The organism is Bradyrhizobium sp. CCBAU 45384, from assembly GCF_028128665.1.
In the GTDB taxonomy this organism is placed as follows: Bacteria; Pseudomonadota; Alphaproteobacteria; order Rhizobiales; family Xanthobacteraceae; genus Bradyrhizobium; species Bradyrhizobium manausense.
Genome location: NZ_LBIZ01000112.1, coordinates 197,853 through 222,858, shown reverse-complemented (window position 1 = coordinate 222,858; position 25,006 = coordinate 197,853). Strand labels below are relative to the sequence as shown.

Annotated in this window: 18 protein-coding genes; 11 read left to right on the top strand and 7 right to left on the bottom strand. The window is 63.8% G+C overall.

Annotation, left to right across the window (positions count from 1 at the left end; genetic code table 11):
* Positions 1-50: 50 nt before the first annotated feature.
* Both XH80_RS24515 and XH80_RS24510 read left to right on the top strand, forming a co-directional pair.
* Positions 51-554 carry a GFA family protein gene (locus XH80_RS24515; protein ID WP_271600761.1) on the top strand — a complete coding sequence of 168 codons (504 nt, stop codon included), beginning with the start codon at positions 51-53 and terminating at the stop codon, positions 552-554.
* Positions 555-734: 180 nt separating this feature from the next.
* Positions 735-2,396, top strand: a complete 1,662-nt coding sequence (locus XH80_RS24510; RefSeq protein ID WP_271600760.1) for a thiamine pyrophosphate-binding protein — start codon at positions 735-737, stop codon at positions 2,394-2,396.
* A gap of 114 nt (positions 2,397-2,510) precedes the next feature.
* Here XH80_RS24510 and XH80_RS24505 read toward each other — a convergent pair whose 3' ends face one another.
* Positions 2,511-3,890 carry an LLM class flavin-dependent oxidoreductase gene (locus XH80_RS24505; RefSeq protein WP_271600759.1) on the bottom strand — a complete coding sequence of 460 codons (1,380 nt, stop codon included), beginning with the start codon at positions 3,888-3,890 and terminating at the stop codon, positions 2,511-2,513.
* Positions 3,891-4,152: 262 nt separating this feature from the next.
* Here XH80_RS24505 and XH80_RS24500 point away from each other — a divergent pair, with 262 nt between their 5' ends.
* The 6 genes from XH80_RS24500 to XH80_RS24475 all read left to right on the top strand — a co-directional run bounded on the left by XH80_RS24500 (position 4,153) and on the right by XH80_RS24475 (position 9,885).
* Positions 4,153-5,538: a M20 family metallopeptidase gene (locus XH80_RS24500; RefSeq protein WP_271600758.1), complete on the top strand. Its 1,386-nt coding sequence runs from the start codon at positions 4,153-4,155 to the stop codon at positions 5,536-5,538.
* A gap of 41 nt (positions 5,539-5,579) precedes the next feature.
* A complete protein-coding gene (locus XH80_RS24495; protein WP_430648648.1) occupies positions 5,580-6,533 on the top strand; it encodes an amino acid ABC transporter substrate-binding protein in 954 nt (317 codons plus the stop codon).
* Positions 6,534-6,688: 155 nt separating this feature from the next.
* Positions 6,689-7,420: an amino acid ABC transporter permease gene (locus XH80_RS24490; protein WP_271600757.1), complete on the top strand. Its 732-nt coding sequence runs from the start codon at positions 6,689-6,691 to the stop codon at positions 7,418-7,420.
* A gap of 4 nt (positions 7,421-7,424) precedes the next feature.
* A complete protein-coding gene (locus XH80_RS24485) occupies positions 7,425-8,117 on the top strand; it encodes an amino acid ABC transporter permease (RefSeq protein ID WP_220002415.1) in 693 nt (230 codons plus the stop codon).
* 13 nt (positions 8,118-8,130) lie between these two features.
* Positions 8,131-8,862: an amino acid ABC transporter ATP-binding protein gene (locus XH80_RS24480; protein ID WP_271600756.1), complete on the top strand. Its 732-nt coding sequence runs from the start codon at positions 8,131-8,133 to the stop codon at positions 8,860-8,862.
* 162 nt (positions 8,863-9,024) lie between these two features.
* Positions 9,025-9,885: a D-amino-acid transaminase gene (locus tag XH80_RS24475; RefSeq protein WP_271600755.1), complete on the top strand. Its 861-nt coding sequence runs from the start codon at positions 9,025-9,027 to the stop codon at positions 9,883-9,885.
* Positions 9,886-10,023: 138 nt separating this feature from the next.
* On the opposite strand, the gene XH80_RS24470 is transcribed toward XH80_RS24475, so the two are convergent.
* The 3 genes from XH80_RS24470 to XH80_RS24460 all read right to left on the bottom strand — a co-directional run bounded on the left by XH80_RS24470 (position 10,024) and on the right by XH80_RS24460 (position 13,418).
* The gene (locus XH80_RS24470; RefSeq protein ID WP_271600754.1) at positions 10,024-10,485 is read right to left on the bottom strand and encodes a carboxymuconolactone decarboxylase family protein; all 462 of its coding nucleotides are present in this window, start codon (positions 10,483-10,485) and stop codon (positions 10,024-10,026) included.
* Between the two features lie 23 nt (positions 10,486-10,508).
* Positions 10,509-12,128: an MDR family MFS transporter gene (locus XH80_RS24465; RefSeq protein WP_271600753.1), complete on the bottom strand. Its 1,620-nt coding sequence runs from the start codon at positions 12,126-12,128 to the stop codon at positions 10,509-10,511.
* 108 nt (positions 12,129-12,236) lie between these two features.
* Entirely contained in the window at positions 12,237-13,418 is a 1,182-nt protein-coding gene (locus tag XH80_RS24460) for an HlyD family secretion protein (protein ID WP_271600752.1), read from the bottom strand.
* A 196-nt stretch (positions 13,419-13,614) separates the two neighbouring features.
* Here XH80_RS24460 and XH80_RS24455 point away from each other — a divergent pair, with 196 nt between their 5' ends.
* Positions 13,615-14,526: a LysR family transcriptional regulator gene (locus XH80_RS24455; protein WP_271600751.1), complete on the top strand. Its 912-nt coding sequence runs from the start codon at positions 13,615-13,617 to the stop codon at positions 14,524-14,526.
* A 115-nt stretch (positions 14,527-14,641) separates the two neighbouring features.
* On the opposite strand, the gene XH80_RS24450 is transcribed toward XH80_RS24455, so the two are convergent.
* Positions 14,642-18,091 carry an indolepyruvate ferredoxin oxidoreductase family protein gene (locus XH80_RS24450; RefSeq protein ID WP_271600750.1) on the bottom strand — a complete coding sequence of 1,150 codons (3,450 nt, stop codon included), beginning with the start codon at positions 18,089-18,091 and terminating at the stop codon, positions 14,642-14,644.
* Between the two features lie 150 nt (positions 18,092-18,241).
* Between XH80_RS24450 and XH80_RS24445 the strand changes: the two genes are divergently transcribed.
* Positions 18,242-18,697 (top strand): Lrp/AsnC family transcriptional regulator, encoded by a 456-nt coding sequence (locus XH80_RS24445; RefSeq protein ID WP_220002423.1) that lies wholly within the window; start codon positions 18,242-18,244, stop codon positions 18,695-18,697.
* A 116-nt stretch (positions 18,698-18,813) separates the two neighbouring features.
* Here the strand turns inward: XH80_RS24445 and XH80_RS24440 are convergent, their stop codons facing one another.
* Both XH80_RS24440 and XH80_RS24435 read right to left on the bottom strand, forming a co-directional pair.
* Positions 18,814-19,599: a fumarylacetoacetate hydrolase family protein gene (locus XH80_RS24440; RefSeq protein ID WP_271600749.1), complete on the bottom strand. Its 786-nt coding sequence runs from the start codon at positions 19,597-19,599 to the stop codon at positions 18,814-18,816.
* Positions 19,600-19,614: 15 nt separating this feature from the next.
* Positions 19,615-20,982, bottom strand: coding sequence for an LLM class flavin-dependent oxidoreductase (locus XH80_RS24435; protein ID WP_271600748.1), 1,368 nt, complete (start codon positions 20,980-20,982; stop codon positions 19,615-19,617).
* Positions 20,983-21,399: 417 nt separating this feature from the next.
* Between XH80_RS24435 and XH80_RS24430 the strand changes: the two genes are divergently transcribed.
* The gene (locus XH80_RS24430; protein ID WP_271600747.1) at positions 21,400-24,963 is read left to right on the top strand and encodes a bifunctional diguanylate cyclase/phosphodiesterase; all 3,564 of its coding nucleotides are present in this window, start codon (positions 21,400-21,402) and stop codon (positions 24,961-24,963) included.
* The last annotated feature ends 43 nt before the right edge of the window (positions 24,964-25,006 follow it).

Sequence of the window (25,006 nt, the reverse complement as noted above, 5' to 3'; positions counted from 1 at the left end):
AGATTCTGGATTGCTTCGCTGCGCTCGCAATGACGACGGAGAGACCTACCATGGCCAAAGCCGCAGCCGCCGCAGGAACCGCCACGGGCCAATGCCTCTGCGGCAAGGTCACCTTCGAGATCGACGTCCCCGCGCGCTGGGCCTGGCACGATCATTCCGCCGCCAGCCGTCGCGCCCATGGCGCTGCTTACGCGACCTATGTTGGCAGCTGGAAGAAGCGTTTTCGCATCACGTCGGGCGAGACCACGCTGACCCGCTACGAGGACAAGGCGACCAAGACCGCGCGCAGCTTCTGCTCGCATTGCGGTACGCCGATCACTTATGAGCGCCCGCGCGGCCCGCACATGGTCAACATTCCCCGCGCCCTCTTCAAAGAGCGCACCGGGCGCCAGCCGCTCTATCACATCGCGATCGAGGAGCTGCAGGAATGGGCCTATACCGGCGAGCCGCTGGTGCCGCTGAAGGGCTTTCCGGGCGTGGTCTGGCAGCGCTCGAAAAAGAAGAAGCGCGCTAGCGGCGAGGATCCATTCGAACTCGGGCGCGAGGAGATGTAACGCCCCGCTCTCGTGCCCCGGACGCAGTGCGGCGCGAAGTGCCGCATTGCGTCCGGGACACTAGAGCGCAGTTCGCTGCTCACGCGCAACGCAGCCATGACCGCGCTTCCTTGCGCACGCCCCGAAAGTTCGGCCATCATGTCTTCCGTCCTTGCGGCAACGTCCGCTTCTGGAGGAAACATGAAGAACAAGATCACCGGCCGTTCCGCCTTTCTCGCGCTGCTCAAGGACGAGGGCATCACGCATCTGTTCGGCAACCCTGGTACCACCGAGCTGCCGATCATGCATGCGCTCAAGGACCATCCCGACCTGACCTATGTGATGGCGATGCAGGAGAGCCTGGTGGTGGCGATCGCCGACGGCTACAGCCGCGCCTCCGGCAGGCTCGTCGCCTGCAACGTCCATGTCGCGCCGGGCCTCGGCAACGCCATGGGCTCGCTCTACAACGCCCGGTTCACGGGCACGCCGATGATCTTGACCGCGGGCCAGCAGGAGCAGGGCCATGGCCTGATGGAGCCGGTGCTTTACGGGCCGCTGGTGCGCATGGCCGAGCCGCTGGTGAAATGGGCGGTGGAGGTGACGCGGCTGGAGGACCTGCCGCGCATCGTGCGCCGCGCCGCCAAGGTCGCGATGACGCCGCCGACCGGGCCGGTGTTCATTTCGCTGCCCGGTGACATCCTCAACAGCGAAGCCGGCATCGATCTCGGCCGCTCCACCCGCATCGACACGCGGGTGAAGCCGTCGGATGACGCGCTCAGAGCATTTGCCGCACGGCTGCTGAAGGCCGAGCGCCCTGTCATCGTCACCATGGACGAGGTGGTGAAGAGCGATGCGCTGAAGGAAGCCGCCGAACTCGCCGAGTTGCTCGGCGCCGCCGCCTATCAATCCTCGACGCCCTATGGCGCGCACTTCCTCTCGGAGAGTCCCGGTTTCGTCGGCACGCTGGCCCGCGTGCAGAAGGTCGCGCGCGATACGCTCGCGCCTTATGATCTCTTGATCGCGCTCGGCGGCGATCCCCTGCGCATGTCGGTCTATAGCGAAGTCGACGCGCTGCCTGATGGCCTCGGCATCGTGCAGATCGGTCTCGTCGACTGGGAGATCGCCAAGAACTACGGCGCCGAGATCGCGCTGAAGGCGGATGTGAAGGAAACGCTGCGCGCTCTGATCCCGGTGCTGAAGGAGATGGGCGGAGCGTCGCTGGAGAGCCGCGGGAAACAGCGCCTGGCCGAGCTTGCGCCGAAGAACTGGACAGCGCGGCGTGCCGCACTGGTCGAGCAGATCGGCAAGAGCGCGGGCCGCAACCCCATCGATCCTGACTATCTCGTACTGCAGATGGTCGAGGCGATGCCTGAGAATGCCATCCTCGTCGACGAAGGCCTCACCTCGAGCCGCCAGATCACCAACTTGCGTCCACACCGCGATCGCTATGGCTATCATGGCCTTGCCTCCGGCGGCATCGGCTGGGGCCTGCCGGCCTCGGTCGGCGCCAGCATCGCCAATCCGGATCGCCCGGTGTTGTGCTTCTCCGGCGACGGCAGCGCGATGTATTCGATCCAGGCGCTGTGGACCGCCGCGCATCACAAGCTGCCGCTCAACGTCGTCATCGCCAACAATGGCGGCTACCGCATCATCAAGCAGCGCCTGCTAGCTTTTCATGGCGACGACAATTATGTCGGCATGGATTTCGTCGATCCGCCGGTTGATTTTGCGGGCGTCGCGAAGGCGCTCGGCTGCGAGGCGATCAAGGTCAGCGATCCGCGCGAGCTGAAGGGGACGCTCACTTCGGCGTTTAGCCGGCCGGGGACGAAGCTGATCGAGGTGATGGTGGACGGGAAGGTGTAGGATGGGCTCCCTCCACCCGTCATTGCGAGGAGCCCTTGCGACGAAGCAATCCAGACTGCTTTTGCGGATACACTGGATTGCTTCGCTTCGCTCGCAATGACGAGGAGGGCGCAACTACCCCTTCCTCCCCACCCGATACCCCGCCGCCGGATGCGGCGGGGCTAACCGCGCCCGGCCGTCGCCGAACAGCTTTTCCCGCAGCGTCCCCCTGGCGTAGTCCTTCTTGTACCGCCCGCGCCTGGTCAGCTCCGGCACCAGCATATCGCTGATATCCTCGAAATCGCCGGGCGAGATCGCAAACGCAACGTTGAGACCGTCGACGTCGGTCTTCTCGAACCAGTCCTCGATCTTGTCGGCGACGCTCTCGGGCGTGCCGACCACGACCGGGCCGGCACCGCCGATGCCGACGTGCTCGATGACATCGCGCACGGTCCAGACGCGGTCGGGGTCGCCGCGGGTGACGTTGTCGAGCGCGCTGCGGCCGGCATCGTTCTGGACGTGACGGACCTGTTGGTCGAGCTCGTAGCCGGAGAAGTCGATGCCGGTCCAGCCCGACATCAGGGCGAGCGCGCCTTCCGGATTGATATGCGAGCGGTAGTCGGCATATTTCGCCGCGGCTTCAGCCTCGGTGTTGCCGCGGATGATGGTCATCATGCTGAACATCAGGATCTTGGCCGGGTTGCGGCCGAGCTTGGCGGCTTCCTCGCGGATCGCGGCGACGCGCGGCGCGATGATCTTGGCTGACGGTCCCGACATGAATACGCATTCGGCGTGTTTTGCCGCGAATTGCCGGCCGCGCGGCGAGGTGCCTGCTTGATAAAGCACGGGCGTGCGTTGCGGCGACGGCTCGCTCAGATGAATGGTGTTGTTGACGCGGTAGTTCGCGCTCTCATGATTGATGCGATGAACCTTTGAGGGATCGGTGAAGATGCCGCGTTTGCGATCGCGCAACACGGCGTCGTCCTCCCAGCTTCCCTCCCAGAGCTTGTAGACCACCTCCATATATTCGTCGGCGATGTCGTAGCGGTCGTCATGTCCGGTCTGCTTGTCCTTGCCGGCGCCGCGCGCGGCGCTGTCGAGATAGCCGGTGACGACGTTCCAGCCGATCCGTCCCTCGGTGAGATGGTCGAGCGTCGACATCCGTCGCGCGAACGGGTAGGGCGGCTCGAAGGAGAGATTGCTGGTGACGCCGAAGCCGAGATTTTTCGTTACCGCCGCCATCGCCGAGAGCAGCAGCAGCGGCTCGTTCGACGGCGTTTGTGCTGCATTGCGTAAGGCTGCGTCAGGGCTGTTGCCATAGACGTCATAGACGCCGAGCACGTCGGCCAGGAACAGGCCGTCGAAACGGCCGCGTTCCAGCGTCTTGGCGAGATCGATCCAGTAGGGCAGGCGGTTATATTCGGCGGTGCGGTCGCGCGGATGGGTCCACAGCCCGGGCGATTGATGCGCGACGCAATTCATCGCAAATGCGTTGAGCCTGATTTGCTTGGCCATGCTGGTCCCTCGGCGCCCTGTACTGAGCGCTCTTTGAATGATAGACGTGCGCCCCAACTTGGCGAAGTTCTTGCATATAATTGGCCCTTGGCAAGGGCCAAGAATAGAAAGGCTTGAGCTTGGCAAGGCCAAAATCGGCGGCACACCCGCCCTTGGCAAGTCAGGCTCGAGAGAGCAAGAACGAAATCGCAAGCCTCGCCACTTTCGAGCGTCCGCGTAGTCCGCTACGCTGCCTCGTTCCAGGACGTTGAAGACGATACTGATGACCAGAGCCGACGCCATCGCCCGCGCCCGGGACGACTTCCAATCCGGTGCGTTCCTCTCCGAACTCGACCGCCGCGTCGCCTACAAGACCGAGAGCCAGAACGCCTCGCGCGGTCCCGAGCTGCGCGCCTATCTGGAACAGGAGATGGTACCGGCCTTTGCCGCGCTCGGTTTCGAGAGCCGCATCGTCGAATCCCCGAGCGGCAAGTCGCCGTTCCTGTTTGCCGAGCATCATGAGAGCGCGTCCGCGCCGACCGTGCTGGTCTACGGCCATGGTGACGTCGTCGACGGCATGGAAGGCGAATGGCGCGAGGGCCGCGATCCCTGGCGCACGACGAAGGCGGGCATTCGCCTCTACGGCCGCGGCACGGCCGACAACAAGGGCCAGCACAGCATCAACATGGCGGCGCTCCGCGCGGTGCGCGAGGCCCGCGGCGGCAAGCTCGGCTTCAATGCCAAGTTCATCGTCGAGATGGGCGAGGAGATCGGCTCGCCCGATCTCGGCAAGGTCTGCGATCTCAATCGCGATGCGCTCAAGGCCGATCTGTTCATGGCCTCGGACGGGCCGCGGCTATCGGCGGATCGACCGACTCTTTTTCTGGGCTGCCGCGGCGGCATCCGCATTCATCTGGATGTGAATTTGCGCGACGGCGGCAACCATTCCGGCAATTGGGGCGGCGTGCTCGCCAACCCCGCGACCATCCTGGTCAATGCGATTTCGACGCTGGTCGACGGCCATGGCCGTCTCCAGTTCGAGGTCTTGAAGCCGCCGCGGCTGACCAACCAGATCCGCAGCTATCTTGCGGATGTACAGGTGGTGCCGACCGCGGACGAGCCGCAGCTTGCCGAGAACTGGGGCGAGGAGGGGCTGTCCGCGGCCGAGCGGCTCTATGCCTGGAACACGCTGGAAGTGCTGGCGATGTCGTCGGGCAATATCGAGAAGCCGGCCAATGCCATTCCCGGCCACGCCAACGCCGTGCTGCAACTGCGTTTCGTGGTCGGCACCAAGGTCGATGGGCTGATCGATGCTATCAGGGCGCACCTCGTCGCAAAGGGCTTTCCAATGGTCGAGGTGCGGGCGGGCCAGAGCTTTGCCGCCTCGCGCACCGATTTTGACAGCCCCTGGATCAAATGGGCGGCTGACTCGGTCCACAACACCACCGGCAAGGCGCCGGCGGTGCTGCCGAATTTCGGCGGCTCGTTGCCGAACGACGTGTTTTCGGAAATTCTGGGCCTGCCGACGATCTGGGTCCCGCACTCCTATCCCGGCTGCTCCCAGCATGCGCCCAATGAGCACATTCTGCTGCCGTTGACAGAAGAGGCCTTGACGGTCATGGCCGGCTTGTTCTGGGATCTCGGCGAATTACCGCGGCCGTTAACCTGAGCTGGCATCCAGCCAAAAGTCACATTCTAATCCGGCCCGAGATGTGCTTGCATCCGGCCGCATCATCCGAAAGGGGAGAAAAAGTGAAACATTTCCGTCACATCGGCCTCGCGCTGGTCGCCACCTTTGCTGTGAGCCAGGCTGGGGCCGAGGAGCTCACCGGCACGCTGAAGAACATCAAGGACACCGGCGCCATCACGCTCGGCTTCCGCGACTCCTCGATCCCGTTCTCCTATCTCGACGACAACCAGAAGCCCGTCGGGTTCGCGATGGACATCTGCTACAAGATCGTCGACGCCGTGAAGAAGGAGCTCAAGCTCGACAAGCTCGAGGTCAAGCTCAACCCGGTGACCTCGGCCACGCGCATCCCGCTGATGGCGAACGGCACCATCGACCTTGAATGCGGCTCGACCACCAACAATGCCGAGCGCCAGAAGCAGGTTGCCTTCACCAACACCCACTTCCTGACCGCCAGCCGCTACGTCTTCAAGAAGTCGAGCGGCATCAAGTCGATCGACGACCTCAAGGGCAAGACGGTGGTGTCCACCGCCGGCACCACCAACATCAAGCAGCTCACCGAAGCCAATGTCTCAAAGGGCCTCGGCGCCAACATCATCCCGGCCAAGGATCACGCCGAAGCCTTCCTGATGGTCGAGACCGATCGGGCGGTCGCCTTCGTGATGGACGACATCCTGCTGGCCAGCCTCGTCGCCGGCTCGAAGTCGCCCGATGACTACACCATCTCCAAGGATGCATTCTCCAAGCCGGAGCCCTACGGCATCATGCTGCGCAAGGACGATGCGCCCTTCAAGAAGGTGGTCGATGCGGCAACGGCTGCGCTCTACACCTCTGGCGAAGGCGAAAAGATCTACGACAAATGGTTCACCCAGAAGATCCCGCCAAAGGGCCTGAACCTGAACACGCCGATCTCGCCCGAGCTGAAGAACGAGTTCGCCAAGCCGACGGACTCGCCGAATCCGGACGACTACAAGTAGGATGCCGTTCGCCTCTCCCCGCTCTTGTCCGCCGAAGCCTTGGCGAAGCCGGATGCGGGGAGAGGTAAGAAATTCCGGCCATTCTGGAGGGAGTGGCCGGACATTTGCATAAGCGCCCGGGATACCTCTGACGGGCGCGTTCGCGCGGGGGACACGTGAACTACCATTGGAACTGGGGAATTTTCTTCGAGCCGAATCCGATGGGGACCGGCACCTATCTCGACATGCTGCTGTCGGGCCTGGTGTTGACCCTGAAGACGGCGGTGCTCGCCTGGATCATCGCGCTGATCTTCGGCTCGATCGTCGGCGTGATGCGAACGCTGCCGTCCAAGGCGGCGTCTTGGTTCGGCTTCTGCTGGGTCGAGTTCTTCCGCAACATGCCGCTATTGGTGCAGCTGTTCCTGTGGTTCTTCGTGCTGCCGGAGCTGTTGCCGAAGCCCGCCGGCCTGTGGCTGAAGCAATTGCCGAACGCCCCGTTCTGGACGGCGGCGATCGGTATCGGCTTCTTCATGTCGGCTCGTGTCGCGATCCAATTGCAGGCCGGCATCTCCTCGCTGCCGCGCGGGCAGAAGATGGCCGCCACCGCGCTCGGGCTGACCACCATGCAGGGCTATCGCTACATCCTGATGCCGATGGCGTTCCGGATCATCCTGCCGCCGCTGACGTCCGAGTTTCTCAACACCATCAAGAACACCGCGGTTGCCATCACCATCGGCCTGATCGAGCTGACCGGGCAGGCGCGCTCGATGCAGGAATTCTCGTTCCAGGTGTTCGAGGCCTTCACGGCCGCGACCATCCTCTATCTCCTCGTCAACGCCGTCGTCGTGACCGCGATGCGCTTCCTCGAGCGCTGGGTCGCGATCCCCGGCTACATCACGGGGAAATAGCGCCATGTTCAGCAATTTCGATTTCGGCGTCATCATCCGCGCGTTGCCCTACCTGTTCTACGAGGGCATGACGTTCACGCTGATGCTGACCGGCCTCGCAGCACTCGGCGGCCTCGTCTTCGGCACGGCGATCGCCTTGATGCGGCTGTCCGGCTACAAGGTGCTCGGCCGCATCGCCGGCGTCTATGTCGACTTCATGCGCTCGCTGCCGCTGGTGCTGGTGATCTTCTGGTTCTATTTTCTGGTGCCCTATATCGGCCAGTGGCTGACCGGAGCGTCGCGCCCCATCAGCGTCGGCGCGTTCGCCTCCTCGTTGATCACCTTCATCATGTTCGAGGCGGCCTATTTCTCCGAGATCATGCGCGCCGGCATCCAGTCGATCTCGCGCGGGCAGCCGGCCGCGGCCAGCGCGCTCGGCCTGACCTACGCGCAGACCATGCGCTACGTCGTGCTGCCGCAGGCGTTCCGCAACATGCTGCCGGTGCTGATCACGCAGACCATCGTGCTGTTCCAGGACACCTCGCTGGTCTACGTATTGTCGATCACCGACTTCCTCGGCGCCGCCAGCAAGGTCGCGCAGCGCGACGGCCGTCTGGTCGAGATGTATCTGTTTGCCGCAATCGTCTATTTCACCATTTCCTGTATCGCGTCCTTCGGCGTCCGCCGCCTCCAGGCGCGCATCGCCATCATCCGCTAGAGTAAAGCCGGTCATGATCGAAATCAGCCACGTCAACAAATGGTACAGCCCGACCTTCCAGGTGCTGACCGACTGCACCACCAGCGTCACCAAGGGTGAGGTCGTGGTGGTCTGCGGTCCCTCGGGCTCGGGCAAGTCGACCCTGATCAAATGCGTCAACGCGCTGGAGCCGTTCCAGAGCGGCGACATCAGTGTCGATGGCACCAAGGTCAACGATCCCAGGACCAATCTGCCGAAGCTGCGTTCGCGCGTCGGCATGGTGTTTCAGCATTTCGAGCTGTTCCCGCATCTGAAGATCATCGACAATCTCTGCCTGGCGCAGGAGAAGGTGCTGGGCCGGGCCCACGACAATTCGGTCACCAAGGGCATGCAGCTCCTGGAGCGCGTTGGCCTGAAGGAGCAGGCGCAGAAATTTCCGGCACAGCTCTCCGGCGGCCAGCAGCAGCGCGTTGCCATTGCGCGCGCGCTCGCGATGGATCCGATCGTGATGCTGTTCGACGAGCCGACCTCGGCGCTCGATCCGGAAATGGTCAGCGAGGTGCTCGACGTCATGGTCGATCTCGCCCGCGAAGGCATGACCATGATGGTCGTGACTCACGAAATGGGCTTTGCGCGCAAGGTCGCCAACCGCGTCATCTTCATGGACCGCGGCGAGATCGTCGAGGACGCCCCGAAGGACGATTTCTTCGGCAAGCCGAGAAGCGACCGCGCACAGAAGTTCTTGTCGAAGATTCTGTCGCATTAAGCGGTCGTCATCCCGGGGGATCCATCGGGCGGCGGTCCATGGCGTGAGATGGATTCCGGGCTCGTCGCTACGCGCCGCCCCGGAATGACGAAACGAGGGTGCTTGGTGCCCCCGTTTCGCGTATAAGCGCCCCAAATCCCCCTTCCCGCCAGGAGACCCGCCTTGGACCCGATCGCCTACGTCAACGGCTCATTCGTCCCGCTCGCAGACGCGAAAATCTCGGTGCTCGATCGCGGCTTCCTGTTCGCCGACGGCATTTACGAGGTCTCGGCCGTGCTGGACGGCAAGCTGGTCGACAACGCCTCGCATCTGGCGCGGCTGCAGCGGTCGGTCGGCGAGATCAAGCTCGGGCTGCCGGAGACGCTCGATCGCATCACCGAGATCCAGAAAGAGCTGATCGCCCGCAACAAGCTCGAAAGCGGCCTCGTCTATCTCCAGGTCACCCGCGGCGCCGACAAGAGTCGCGACTTCCCGTTCCCCAAGGCCGACGTCAAGTCGAGCCTGGTGATGTTCACCTCGGAGAAGGACATTATCAACGCCGCCTCGGCCAAGGCCGGCATCAACGTCATCACGGTCCCCGACATCCGCTGGGAGCGCCGCGACATCAAGAGCGTGGCGCTGCTGGCGCAGGTGCTGGCGAAGCAGGCCGCAGCCGAAGCCGGCGCCGGTGAAGCCTGGATGCTGCAAGACGGTTACGTCACCGAAGGTGGATCGTCCACGGCGTTCATCCTGACCAGGGACGACGTCATCGTCACCCGACAGAATTCGAACGCGATCCTGCCGGGTTGCACCCGCAAGGCGGTGATCGCGCTTGCGCAGGAGCGTCAGCTTCGCGTCGAAGAGCGTTCCTTCACGGTGGCCGAGGCGCTCGCCGCCAAGGAGGCGTTCATCACCTCAGCCTCGGCATTCGTGCAGCCGGTGATCGCCGTCGACGGCAAGACGATCGGCGACGGCAAGCCCGGCCCGATGGCGACGCGCCTGCGCGAGATCTATGTGGAGTTCGCCAAGGCGACGGCGGTTTAGGCGGTACGCTCCGCTGCCGTAGCTATCGAAGGGTGGGCAAAGCGAAGCGTGCCCACGTCTTCTTGAATGCATGGAGAGATGGTGGGCACGGCGCAAGTGCGCCTTTGCCCACCCTACGAGACCGTCGTTGTGGTGAGCTTACGCCACTGACGCCTTCACCTTCACCGGATGTACCGCGCGGAACGCGATCGCCAGCCTGTTCCAGGCGTTGATGGCGCCGATCAGCGCCGTCAGGTTCACCGTCTCCGCATCGGAGAAATGCGCACGGACCTGCTCATAGACATCGTCGGGCGCATGCGTCTCGGAGATCAGCGTCACCGACTCGGTCCAGGCCAGCGCGGCGCGCTCGCGGTCGGTATAGAGCGGAGACTCGCGCCAGGCGTTGAGCAGATAGATGCGTTGCTCGGTCTCGCCCCGCTTACGGGCGTCCTCGGTGTGCATGTTGATGCAGAAGGCACAGCCGTTGATCTGCGAAGCGCGAATCTTGACCAGTTCGATCAGCGACTTCTCGAGTCCGGTCGACTGGATCTGCTCTTCCAGCGCCATCAGCGCCTTCATCGTATCGGGGGCGGCCTGGTAGAAATTCATGCGGGGCTTCATGGTCGTTCTCCTTTGGCTTGGGGTCAGTGGGCTTCCCCGGCCGAGACATGGCCGGGCTTCTTCAGGAAGAGAACCGCGATCAGGGCCACGATCAGCGCCATGCCGAGCAGATAGAACGTGTCGCTGAAGGCGAGGATGTAAGCCTGCTTCTGTACGATATGGCCGATCGCGACATAGGCGCGATGCGACGCATCCGCACGGTCGAGCACGCCGTGATTGATGAAATACTGCGTGAGCTGTTCCAGCCGCGTGCGGGTGGCCTGCTCGAACACCGAGACAGACTGCATCAGCACGTTGGAATGATATTGCTCCCGCTTGGTCAGTACGGTCTGCAGGAGCGCAATGCCGACGGCACCGCCGAGGTTGCGCATCATATTGAACAAGCCGGACGCCGATCCCGCGTTCTCAGCTTCGATGCCTGATGTTGCGACCGCCGAGAGCGGCGCCATGACCAGCGCCTGGCCGATGGCGCGGACGACGTTGGGCCAGAGTAGCTGATCGGCGGCGTAGTCGTTGGTCATGAAGATGTTCATGAAGTTCGAGCCGGCGAACAGCACGAAGCCGATGGCGATGATGATCCGCGCGTCGAACTTCTGCATCAGGCGCGGCACCAGCGGGATCAGCACCAGCTGCGGCAATCCGGTCCAGGCCAGCACCGTGCCGATCTGCTCGGCATTGTAGCCCTGGATGCGCGCCAGATATTGCGGCAGGATGAAAACCGAGCCGTACAACGCGACGCCGAGCAGGAAATTGGCGAGCATGCCGAAGCCGAAATTGCGGCGGGCCAGCAGGCGCAGGTTCAACAGCGGCTTCTTCACGGTCAGCTCGATGATCAGGAACACGGTCAGCGCCACGGCTGCGATCACGCTGAGCTTGACGATGAAGGGTGAGCCGAACCAATCGTCCTTGTTGCCTTCTTCCAGCACGGTCTGGAGGGCGGAGAGGCCGATCGCCATGGTGATGATGCCGGCCCAGTCGCCGTCGCGCAGCAGTGACAGCTTCATCGACTTGGGCTCGAGTGCATACCAGAGCATGCCGACCATGATCGCGCCGGGCACGAGGTTGACGTAGAAGATGTACTGCCAGCCAAAGTTCTCGGTGAGATAGCCGCCGATCGTCGGGCCGATCGCCGGCGCGAACGTCGCCGACAGCGCGAACAGTGCAAGCCCCACCGGCTGCTTGGCGCGCGGCAAGAGTGTGATGATCAGCGTGAAGGCCATCGGGATCAGCACGCCGCCGCTAAACCCTTGCACGGCGCGCAGCACGATGATCTGTGGCAGGTCCTGCGCCAGCGCGCAGGCTGCCGACAGGCCCAAGAACAGGATCGCGTTGGTCAGCAGATAGATGCGGATCGAGAACACTTGCGCGAGCCAGCCGGACAGCGGGATCACCACGATCTCGGCGATCAGGTAGGACGTCGAGATCCAGCCGCCGTCGTCGATGCCGGCGCCGATCGCGCCCTGGATGTCGGCGAGCGAAGCGTTGACGATCTGGATGTTCAGCACCGCCATGAAGGCGCCGAGCGTGGCGCCGACCACGGCGATCCAGGTTTTCGCGGAGACGACAGGCGTTGCGGCGGCCGCTTGCGGGGCCGGGAGGTTGGCAGCCGATGCTGCATCGAGTGTCGGTTGAAGCGTGCTCATGGAAGCCTCGTCTCTGATAGGAGACAGGGTGCGTTGGTCGGGACGTTTCGACAACAAGGGAAGTCCGGGAAGGATCATCAGGCAGGACTTGATAATCCCTCCGCGACATCAGCCTCCGTTTGGCCGCGGCGCGTTGTCGGCGACGCGCTTGGCCGTCTCGCGCTCGGCCACTACCGTTGCTTTGGTATCGACCGTCGGTACCGCCGACATGCCGGGGCGCAGCAGGCCCGTGAGGCTGTGATCGTCGAGCACAATCTTCACCGGCACGCGCTGCACGATCTTGGTGAAATTGCCAGTCGCATTGTCCGGAGGCAGCAGCGCGAATTCAAGCCCGCTGGCCGGCGAAAGGCTGTCGACATGGCCATGCAGCGTGCGATTGCGAAAACTGTCGACGTGCAGCTCGACCGGCTGGCCCGCGCGAACATGCGTGAGCTGGGTCTCCTTGAAATTCGCGACGACGTAGACCGCATCGAGCGGAACCACCGCCATCAGCTGCGTGCCGGCCTGCACGTACTGGCCAACCCGCAGGCTGCGGGCGCCGACGGTGCCGTCAACAGGCGCGGTAATCTCGGTGTAGGACAGGTTCAGCTCGGCCTGATCGGCCACCGCGCGAGCGTGATCGAGCTGCGCAATGGCCTGCGCACGTTGGGTGGTCAGCACGTCGACCTTGCGTCGTGCGGCAACCAGGCCCGACTGGGCGTGCTGCAATTGCGCGTTGCTGGCGCGGAGCGCCGCATCGGTCTGCTGCGCGCGCTGGATCGTGCCGGAGCCAGACTTCATGAGCTCGTCGTAGCGGGCCCGCTCTTCCTGCGCAAACTTCAGATTCGCATCGGCAGCCGTGACGTCGGCGGTGCTCTGCGCGATCACAGGCTGTTGCAGCTCGAGCTGGGCGTCGAGGTTGCGCACGGAGGCTTCGGCTGCCGCAACGTCGGCGCGGGCCTGGCCGAGCGCTGCCTTGAAGTCGCGGTCGTCGATCCGGGCCAGCACCTGGCCGGCCCTGACCTTCGCGTTGTCGCCGACCAGCACCTTCGCGATATAGCCGGAGACCTTCGGGGCGATGATGGTGGAATCCGCCTTCACATAGGCGTCATCGGTCGTTTCAAGGTAGCGGCCGGTGGTCCAGTAGTCGTGCCCGTAATAGGCCGTGGTTGCAGCGCCGGCGAGGAGCGCGAGTATCAGGGCCGCGCGTCGAACCATCTTGCGGGCCGCGATTGTTGCCGGCGCCTTGGCGTAATCACGCGTAATTTCAGTAGCTTGCTGGAAGGTCTCGGTGCGGGGCATTTCAGACATGGCGCTCTCCGGTCGGCTCGCTGAGACTATCGGTCTTGCCGGGGCAAGTGATAATTGGCAAAATTCTGGAAGGATTATCCATTCAGGGTGGATAATCGGGGCCGCCGGCTTGGTGCCTGATCTCTATCGGGTGAGGCTCGCGACTGCCCCAGAGCGATTGCCGTTCCTGTCGCGCGATTGCTGCCGAGGTGGTGCCATGGACCGATTGACCAGCATTGAAGTGTTCAGCCGGGTGGCAGAGACCGGCGGTTTCTCCGCAGCAGCCCGCAAGCTCAACATGTCGACCACCATGGTGAGCAATCACGTCCAGGCGCTGGAGGAGCGGCTCGGGGTGAGGCTGCTTCACCGCACCACGCGCAAGGTCAACCTGACCGAAATCGGCAAGGCCTATTACGACCGCTGCGTCCAGATCCTCGCCGATATCGAACAGGCCGACGACATCGCCGGCGAATTGCAGTCGGTGCCGCGCGGCACGCTGCGCATCCACGTCGCCACCCATATGGTGCCATTCGTGGCGCCGGTGGTGGCGAAGCTGCTGTCGGCCTATCCGGAGCTCAAGGTCGATCTACGCATGGGCGAAGCCGACGTCGATCTCATCGAGGAAGGCTACGACGTCGCGCTGCGCATGATCCCGCCGCCGGATTCGAGCCTGATCGTGCGGAGCCTCGCCACCTGGCGTCACGTGCTGTGCTGTTCCCACGATTACATTGAGAAGCACGGCCGGGTGCGGAAGCTCGACGAGCTCACCGCGCATAATTGCGGTCGTCACCTGAACTATCCGTTTGGCGACGAGTGGCGCTTCCTCGATCGCAAGGGTGCACCGGCGTCGGTGCGCATTTCAGGCAGCTTCGTCACCAACAGCGGAGAAGCGCTGCGGAAGGTCGCACTGGGAGGTGCCGCCGTCTGCCTGATGGCCGGTTTTCTCATTCAGGACGACCTTGAAGCAGGCCGCCTCGTGCGCCTGTTGCCGGAATACCGGACCGTCGAGCTGTCGATGAACGCGGTCTATCCGCATCGCCATCATCTGTCGGCGAAGGTCAGGACCTTCATCGACATGCTGGTGCATCACAGCGCCGAGCAGCAGAAGCTGATCAATCCGTATTCGTAAGACGCAGACATCAGTGCCGTAGGGTGGGCAAAGGCGCCCTTGCGCCGCGCCTACGATCTTTTCCGATTGATGGAAATGGTGGGCACGCTTGCGCTTTGCCCACCCTACAAGAGCGTCAGCCGGTGGCGCGGATCTTCGGCGGCGAAGATGTGGCCAAACGCGCAAGCAGCTGCTCGACCTCGGGCTTCACTTTCGCGATGGCGATGTCTTTCACCGGCCCATAACCGCGGATCTCCATCGGCGCTTTGGCAACGGCGATGAGATCGGGCAGATGCGCTGCGTCGAGCTTGCCGAGCATTTGCGCGATGATGCTCTCGTACCAGGCAATCAGCTCGCGCTCGGTTCGCCGCTCGGCCGCATAGCCGAACGGATCGAACGGCGTTCCGCGCAGCGCCTTGAGCCGCGCCAATACCGCGAGCGGCAGCTGGATCCACTGGCCGAAAGCGCGCTTGCGCGGGCGGCCGCGCGCGTCGTGACCGGACGGCAGAAATGGCGGCGCGAGGTGATACTGCACGCTGAAGCCGTCTTCGAATTCGCGCCTCAGCTCATCGAGGAAGCCGCTTTGCATGTGCAGACGCGCGACCTCATATTCGTCCTTGTAGGCCATGAGCTTGAACAGGGCGCGCGCGACGGCTTCGGTCAGCGCCTCGCTGTTGAGCCCGGCTTCGGCCTCGCGGACTTTTCCGACCAGCGCCCGGTAGTGCGCCGCGTAGGCGTCATCCTGGTAGGCCGTGAGGAAATCGGAGCGTCTGAGGATGATCTGGTCGAGCGTCTCGGCCTTCGGCGCTTCATTCGTCTGCGGCAGGAAGCCCGGATCGGCGGCAGCGATCCTGCCCCACGCAAAGGCCTGCTTGTTGCGCTCGATCGCGACACCATTGAGTTCGATCGCCCGCAGCAGCGCCGATAGCGAGACCGGCACCAGTCCGCGCTGCCAGGCAAAGCCCAGCATGATGATATTGGCGTAAACGGCATCGCCGAGCAGGCGCTCGGCGAGCGCATTGGCATCGATGCTGTCGACATTGTCGTTGCCGATGACCTGCCGGATTGCGCGCAGGCGCGCAGGCGAGGCGAGATCGGCGTCGCGGAAGCGGACGACGTCGCCTGTCGGCATCTCTGCAGTGTTGATCGCCGCGCGCGTGCCGCGGCGATAGGTGCCGGAGGCCTTGGGCGAGGAGCTGACCACAAGGTCGCAGCCGATCAGCGCGTCGGCTGCACCCTGGTCGATACGGACCTGATGCAGCGCCTCAGGGCTTGCGGCCAGGCGGATGTAGCTCAGCACGGGACCGAATTTCTGGGCAAAGCCGGTGAAGTCCAGCACCGAGACGCCGCGACGCTCGAGATGAGCGGCCATGCCGATCAGCGCGCCGACCGTGATCACGCCGGTGCCGCCGACGCCGGTCACGAGCAGGTCGTAGGGCCGATTGAGTGTTGCGGAAGAGGGGAGGGGAAGCATGGCGGCGCGGCCGATCGCGTCGATCTGGCTGGCGCTCTTCTTCCGCCGCGTCGCGCCTTCGACCGTGACAAAACTCGGGCAGAAGCCGTTAAGGCAGGAAAAGTCCTTGTTGCAGGCGGACAGGTTGATCTGTCGCTTGCGGCCGAACGGGGTCTCTCTCGGCTCGACGCTGAGGCAGTTGGACTCGACCGAGCAGTCGCCGCAGCCCTCGCAGACGAGGTCGTTGATATAGGCAAAGCGCTTGGGATCGGCCATCTGCCCGCGCTTGCGCCGCCGCCGTTTCTCGGTGGCGCAGGTCTGCTGGTAGATCAGCACCGAGACGCCGGAGACCTCGCGCAGCTCGCGCTGCACCGCGTCCATTTCCTCGCGCGGATGGATGGTGACGCCATCAGGTAGGTTGGCCGGCGAGAACTGCGCGGGGTGGTCCGACACCAGCGCGATGCGCGTCACACCCTCGGCGCGGACGCTGTGCGCGATCGCCTGGACGCTGACGGGGCCATCGACCGGCTGGCCGCCGGTCATGGCGACCGCGTCGTTGAACAGGATCTTGTAGGTGATGTTGGCTTTCGCAGCGATCGCCTGACGGATCGCCATCGAGCCGGAGTGGTAATAGGTGCCCTCGCCGAGATTCTGGAACACATGCTTGTGGCCGGTAAATCGCGACGATGCCGCCCAGTTTACGCCCTCGCCGCCCATCTGGATCAGCGACGAGGTCTCGCGGTCCATCCAGCTCGCCATGAAATGGCAGCCGATGCCGGCCAGCGCCTTTGAGCCCTCGGGCACTTTTGTCGAGGTGTTGTGCGGGCATCCCGAGCAGAAATACGGCGTACGTGTTGCGCCCAAGACGTTGATCGTGCGCGCAGCTTCCGGCATCAGGGCGGCCGCACGCGCGGCAAGATTGAGCCCTGGAAACATCGGATCGAGCCGGCGGGCGAGCACGCCAGCCAGTGCGCGTGGTGACAGCTCGCCGATCCAGGAGATCAGTCGTGCGCCGTTTTCGTCATGCTTGCCGACCATGCGCTCGGGCTTGGCGCCGGGATAGTCGTAAAAATATTCCTTGAACTGGCTCTCGATGATGCCGCGCTTCTCCTCGACCACGAGGATCTCGCGCTTGCCCTTCACGAAATCCATGGCGTCGTGCAGCGCCAGCGGCCAGACCATGCCGACCTTGTAGATGTCGATGCCGATGCTGCGGCAGGCCGCCTCGTCGAGGCCCATCAGCCGCAGCGCCTCCATCAGGTCGAGATGCGCCTTGCCTGTGGTGACGATGCCGTAGGTGGCGTTTGGAATGTCGTAGATGTGGCGATCGATCGGATTGGCTTTTGCGAAGGCGTACACCGCGTGTTTCTTCGCCTCCAGCCGCTCCTCGATCTGCGGGCCCGGCAGATCGGGCCAGCGATAGTGCAGTCCATCAGGCGGCGGCGTGAAGTCGGGTGTGCGAAAAAGCCGCGGCGGGCGCAGCGCGACGGAGGCGCCTGACTCCACGATCTCCGAGATCGCCTTGAAGCCGACCCACATGCCGGAGAAGCGGCTCAGCGCATAGCCATATTCGCCGAATTCAAGATATTCGTCGACGCTTGCGGGGTGCAGCGTCGGCATGAACCAGCTCATGAAGGCGACGTCGGACTGGTGCGGCATCGAGGACGACACGCAGCCATGATCGTCGCCGGCGACGACCAGCACGCCGCCATGCGGCGAGGAGCCGTAGGCGTTGCCGTGCTTGAGCGCGTCACCAGAGCGGTCGACGCCGGGGCCCTTGCCGTACCACAGCCCGAATACGCCATCGACCTCGCGCTCTCCTTGCGTCTCCACCTGTTGCGAGCCGAGCACCGCGGTCGCCGCGAGGTCCTCGTTCACCGCGGGGAGGAATTCGATGCGGTCTTTCTCAAGCCGCTGCTGGATGCGCCAGAGTTCGAGATCGATGCCGCCGAGCGGCGAGCCGCGATAGCCGGAGATGAAGCCGGCGGTGTTGAGCCCCGCCGCCCGGTCGCGTCGCACCTGATCGAGCGCGATGCGGACAATGGCCTGCGTGCCCGTGAGGAAGACGCGGCCCTCCTCGCGATCGTAGCGGTCGGAGAGCTCGTAGGCATCGAGTGACGGAATGGCGTCCATGGTGGACCTCGCGCGGCATCCTGCCGATAGCGAAGGTTAGGCCCGGGGGACTGGTAGGTCTTACCTATTTTTCCCAGTTAAGCTACTATATCGGTAGATTTTTGCTAATTCCGCCAAAATGTGGTATATTTTATCAATTTGAGGCCCTCAATGATCGAAGACCAGGACATCAGGATTCTCGCTCACCTCCAGAAGGACGGTCGCGCCACCAACCAGCAGCTCGCCGACGAGGTCGGCATGTCGACCTCGGCCTGCTGGCGCCGGGTGCGCGCGCTCGAGGACAGCGGCGTCATCCGCGGTTATGCCGCTCTCATCGCGCGCGAGCAGGCGGGCTTTGCGATGTCGGCCATCCTCCATGTTTCGCTGGAGCGGCACGACGCCAAATTCGTCGACGAGTTCGTCTCGCGCGTCACCACGCGCCGCGAGGTGCTGGAGTGTTTTGCGACCACCGGTGATGCCGATTATCACCTGCGCGTCGTCGTGCAGGACATGGCGGCCTACAATCGTTTTCTCGACGAGTTCATGTTCCGCATCCCCGGCATCCGCTACGTCCGCAGCAATGTGGTGCTGAAGGAGATCAAGACCAGCGTCGCGCTGCCGTTTTGAGACACGGGAGGCGCCGTAGGGTGGGCAAAGCGAAGCGTGCCCACGTTATTTCATGGGGGAGAAAGATGGTGGGCACCGGCGCAAGAGCGCCTTTGCCCACCCTACGGCATTGTCGTTTACTTTCCTTCCCGCACAAACCTGTTCCGCAACGTCCCGACACCGGGGATGTCGATCTCCACGACATCGCCGTGCTTGATGTCAGGTGACGCGCCATCGGTGCCCATCCAGATCACATCACCCGGCCACAGGGTGAAATACTTCGTCAGCTCGACCAGGAACGGCACCACGCCAAAGATCATGTCGTTCGTCGCGAAGCGGTTGGTCTCCTTGCCATTGACGCGCACGATGGTCTGCATCGTCGCAAGATCAGCCTCGGTCTCGATCCAGGGACCCATCGGCTTGAACGTGTCGGCATTCTTCGAGCGCCACAGGCTGCGATCGGCCTTCTGCCATGAACGTTCGCTGACGTCGTTGCCGATGGTGTAGCCGAACACGCACTCCATCGCGTTCGCTTCGGTGAGGTGCTTCACCTTCTTGCCGATGACGACCACGAGCTCGCCCTCGTAATGGATCTTCTCCGTCGCAAGCGACGGGATCACGACATCCTCGTCATGCGCGATCAGCGCATTCTGGGCGCGGTAGCCGATCTCGGGGCGATCAGGCACGGCCGGCACCGTACCGGCCTTGTCGGCGGCTTCCTTGAGGTGCTTCAGATAATTCAGCCCGACGCAGTAGAAGGTGCGGGGGATCAGCGGCAGCTCGATCTTCACCTGCGACAGCGGATGCGTGCGCGACGTGCGCTGCCATTCACTGAGGGGATCGCCGTCGACCGCGATCACTTGATCGCCTTCGACCACGCCCCAGGAGGTCTTGCCGGAGGCGGTGAATTTCAGCCAGCGCATGTTCTGTCCTTGTTGTTATTCCGCGGCATCGTGCGGCTGCACTTTCCAGGCACCGGCGGCTGGGCGCGCCAAGCCGAGATTCTCCCGCAGCGTCTTGCCGCGATAGTCCTTCTGGAACAGGCCGCGCCGCTGCAGCTCCGGCACGACATGCTGCACGAAATCGGCATAGGAGCCGGGCACGTACGTCGCCGCGATGACAAAGCCGTCGCAGCCGCGCTCGACGAACATTTCTTCCAGTCTGTCCGCGATCTCCTTGGGGCCGCCGACCATGGCGTCATGCACGTGGCCGCGGCCGGAGAAGGTGACAAAGTCGCGCGCGCTCGGATTGCTCTTGCCCGAAGCCTTCAGCACGCCGTCGCGGATGCCCAGAATGCCCTGCATGCTCCTGAGGTCGTCCGTCGTCAGCGGTTCGTCGAGATGCTTGGAAGCAAAATCGTAATTGAGCGCTTCGGATAGCAGCGACAGCGCGTCGATCTCGAGCGGCAGCTTGTTGATCAGCGCCATCTTGTCTTCGGCCTCCGCCTTGGTCGCAGCGCAGACCGGGGTGGTCAGATTGCAGAGGAACATCTGATCAGGATCGCGGCCGGCCTTGGCGGCCTCGTTGCGCACGGCGGCGTAACCGTCCTTGGCGCCCTGGAGATTGCGCGCGGCGGTGAAGATGACCTCGCCCCAGCGTCCGGCAAAGCGCTGGCCGCGGCCGGATGCGCCGGCCTGGATGATGACAGGATGGCCCTGCTGTGAGCGCGGCACGGTGAACGGCCCGCGGGACTTGAAGGCCGCGCCCTTGTGATCGAGCCGCTTCACCTTGGTCGGATCGGCAAAGCGGCCGGTCTTTTTGTCCATGATGAGCGCGCCGTCGTCCCATGTGTCCCAATGGCCGAGCACGACCTCCATGAATTCGTCGGCCTTGTCGTAGCGGGAATCATGCTCGGGATGGGAGTCCCGTCCCATATTGAGCGCCTCGCCGTCGTTGAGCGAGGTCACGACGTTCCAGCCCGCGCGCCCGCCCGACATCAGATCGAGCGTGGCAAAGCGGCGCGCGACGTCGAACGGCTCGTAATAGGTGGTCGAGCAGGTCGCCCCTAGGCCGAGCTTGTCGGTCACCATGCCCATCGTGGTCAGCACGACAATCGGATCCATCTTCACGCAGCGGATGCCGTATTCGACGGTATGGGCGTGGTCGTTGCCGTAGCGGTCCGGCATGGCGAGACGATCGTCGAAGAAGGCCATGTGGAATTTGCCGGCTTCGAGAATTTTCGCGATCTCCTGGTAATAGTCCGCCGACATGAAGTCGCTGCGCGAGTCCGGATGCCGCCACGAACTCGGCAAGTTCGTGCAGTTCTGCGCCTGAAGGAAGCCGACCAGCACCATCTGCCTGTCCATGCTGCTGTCTCCGGATGTGTCAGGACAGATCGAGGGCGATAAGGAAGTCCTCGGAGGCGCCGGCCGCTCGGAGCAGCGCCGCGCTGACGCGCGTGAGGCGGTCGGCCTTGACGATCGGCATGGCGTTCCCTCGGCTTTCGTGCCCTTAACGGACCTGTTGTTGGGTGCCATCGTCTCAAAGCGGAGCTGCGATATCAATCTCCCGTAAACCAATACAGGGCTGCAAATTCGTAGACAGAGCGCGCCTTTGGTCGAAGGCTCCTGCCGCGCGGCGGTATTCCCGGACATTTTTCAGCTATCATTCGCTGCTCGTTCACCCTGATTGGCGGTTTCCCTGCCGCAATAACGACCACTTAGGCGATCCCTATTCATAAGGTACCCGGGAAAAATCGGCAGAAATGCCCGGGAGTTGAGATCGTGTCGACGTCACTCGCGCGCACCTTTGCGGCGCTGAGCGCCATTAACGAAGCGATCCTCTACGCGAAATCGCCGGAGGAGCTGTACCAGAGGGTCTGCGACGCCGGGTTTTCCAGCGGAGACTTCATGGCCGTCGCGGTGTTCCTGGTGGAGCCGGAGGGCCAGCACCTGCGTTTCGCTGCCGGGCGTGGCGACGACGTGGCTCGCCTGCGCGCGCTCAAGATCACCACCGAAGCCGGCGCGCCCGAGGGCTTGGGTGTCGGCGGCGAGGCGTTTCGCACCCAGAAGCTCTGCATCAGCAACGACTATCTGAACGATCCGCGCTCGCTGGCATGGCGTGAGGGCGCGACCAAAGCGAATATCGGCGCCGCGGCGGCGCTACCGCTTCTGTGTAACGGCAGCAGCGTCGGTGTGCTGTACGTGACCCGCAGCGAGGCCAACTCGCTGAACGAGCAGATGGTGTCGCTGTTCGAGCGCATGTCGACCAACATTTCCTACACGCTGGAGAATTTTGCGCGCGAGGCCGCGCGGCAGGCCAGCGAGCGGACGACGCGGCGGCTCAACCGCATGTTCGGCGCGCTCAGCGCGACCAATGAAGCCATCCTTCGTGCAAAGAACGAGCAGGAGCTGTATCAGCTCGTGTGCGACGCCTCCGTGCACGGCGGCAAGTCACTGGCGACGTTCGTTCTGTTGAAGGAACCGGATTCGCACTGGTTGAAGCCCGTCGCCGGCACCGGCGAGAATCTGGAGATCGCGGCGCAGACACTTTACTCTACTGATCCCGACAATCCCTACGGCCGCGGCATTTCCGGCGAAGTGTTTCGAACACAGAAGCCCATTGTCGAGCGCGATCTCGCGCGTCGCACCAAGGGAACGCCGTGGGAGCAGCCCAACGTCAACACCGGCGTCGCCGCGCTTGTCGCGGCGCCGCTGGTCAAGCGCGGCCAAAGCATCGGCGTCATCCTGGCCTTCCTCAGCCAGTCCTGGGCCGCCGACGGCGAAGTCGTCGGGCTGATGCTGCGCATCGCCGAGAATGTCTGCTTTGCGATCGACAATTTCGACCGCGAGGCCGAGAAGGCCCGGATCGCCGAGGAGGAGGAACGCCTGGCGCGCATGTATGCGGCGCTGAGCGCGACCAACGAGGCGATCCTGCGCGCCCATTCGCGTGCCGAGCTGTTCGATCTCGTTTGTGAAGCAACTGCCAAAGGCGCCAAATTCACCTCGGCCGCCATCGCGCTGGTCGATCACCAGGCCGAGCTGCTCCGCGTCGCCGCCTGTTACGGTCCGAACGCAGATGCGGTTCGCAACTTCAGATTTTCGACCTCGGATCAGGTGCCCGAAGGCCGCGGGTTGACCGGAACGGCTTTCCGTACCCGTCAGCCCTGCATCAGCAACGACGTGCTGTCCGACGACCGGATCAAGCCCTGGGCGGACAATGCCCGCCGCCACGGCATCGGATCAGCCGCGGCGTTGCCGCTGTTCAACGGCGACCGTATCGAGGGCGTATTCGTGTTCAACTCGCCGGAGCGCGGCACCTTCACGCCGGAATTTGTCGAACTGCTGCAGCGGCTGCAGGCCAATGTCGCCTTTGCGCTCGACAATTTCGATCGGGCCGACGAACGTGCGCGGGCCGAAGCGCAGAAGGAGCGCCTGACGCGCATGTTCGCGGCGCTCAGCGCCACTAATGAAGCGATTGTGCGCGCCAAGTCTCGTACTGAGCTGTTCGAGCTCGTCTGCCGGGCCGCGTCCACCGGCGGCAAGTTTACCTCGACGACCATTGCGCTCGCCAGTGCGGACAGCGATCAGCTCGCGATCGTCGCAAGCGCGGGACCTTCCGCCGAGACCACCCGCAACGTCCGTCTCTCCGTCGACGCCGGCCGGCCCGAAGGCCGTGGCATGAGCGGAACGGCGTTCCGCACCCGCCAGCCTTGCATCGTTAACGACTACGTCAACGACAGCCGCGTCAGCGCCTTCCATGCTGTCGTCCGGGTCGACGGGGCGCGCTCCGGCGCGGCATTTCCGCTGATCACGCACGACAAGGCCGTTGGCGTCATGATCTACATGTCGACGGAACAGGACACCTTCACATCCGAGTTCGTCGAGTTGCTGCAGCGTCTCGCCGACAACGTCTCTTTCGCGATGGAGAATTTCGATCGCGCCGACGAGAAGAACAAAGCCGACGAGCGGATCGAATACCTCGCCTCGCATGACAGCCTGACCGATCTGCCGAACCGCGAGACCTTCAACGGGCTGCTGCGCGAAGCGATCGACAACGCGCAGCGCCATGATCACCGCTTCGCAGTGCTGTTTATCGATCTCGATCGCTTCAAGGTCATCAACGACTCGCTCGGGCACGAGGCCGGCGATTTGCTCCTGCTCGAGGTGGCAAATCGCTTGCGCGGCGCGCTACGGGCCAGCGACGTTGTGGCGCGCCTCGGCGGTGACGAGTTCGTGGTGATCCTCGATCAGTGCGGCGAGATCGACGATGTCCAGCGCATCGCCGCCGGGCTGCTCGCCGCGCTCGCCGAGCCGATGGAGCTCGCCGGTCACGAATGCCACACCACGGCGTCGATCGGCATCGCGATGTATCCGGCCAACGGCGCCGATGCACAGACGTTGACCAAGAACGCCGACATGGCGATGTACCTCGCCAAGGAAGACGGCAAGAACGGCTATCGCCTCTTCTCCAAGGAAGTAAAGACGCAGTCGATCGAACGTTTGTCGCTCGAAAGCGCGTTGCGCCGGGCGCTCGAACGGGAGCAGTTCTCGCTGAACTACCAGCCCAAGGTCGACATGGAGACGGGGCAGATCACCGGCGTGGAAGCGCTGCTCCGCTGGAACCACCCCGATCTCGGCAACGTCTCGCCGGCGCAGTTCATCCCGCTCGCGGAAGAAACCGGCCTGATCGTGCCGATCGGCCGCTGGGTGCTGAACGAAGCCTGCGCGCAGGCGATGGCCTGGCAGCGCCGCGGCCTGCTGCCGTTGTCGATGGCGGTGAACCTGTCGCCGCGGCAGTTCGCCGACGAGCATCTGTTGCAGGACGTCGACGAAGCGCTGGCGGCGTCCGGCATGTCGCCGGTGCTGCTCCAGCTCGAGGTCACCGAGAGCATGATGATGCGCAATGTCGGGCGTGCGCTGAAGGTGCTCGACGCGATCCAGAGCCGCGGCATCCGCTTGGCAATCGACGATTTCGGCACCGGCTATTCGTCGATGTCGCTGATGAAGCATTTCCCGATCGACACGATCAAGATCGACCGTTCCTTCGTGCGCGACCTGCCGCAGGATTCGGAGGACCAGGCGATCGCGCAGGCCATCATCAGCATGGGCAAGGCGCTCGGCATGACGGTGGTTGCCGAGGGCGTCGAGAATGCCGAGCAGGAAGCGTTCCTGCGCACCCATGGCTGCGACGAGATGCAGGGCTTCCTGATCTCCAAGCCGTTGCCGGCCAAGCAGGTGGCCGAGCTGCTGCGGCCGATCGAGCTGCCGATCGCGCCACCGCTCCAGCCGGAGACGGACTTGGCCGTGGACGAGGTGCGACCGGTGTTGAAACGCGCAATCGTCTGACGGCTGCGCAACGCGATCGAGGCGGATGCGCTACAGCATGATC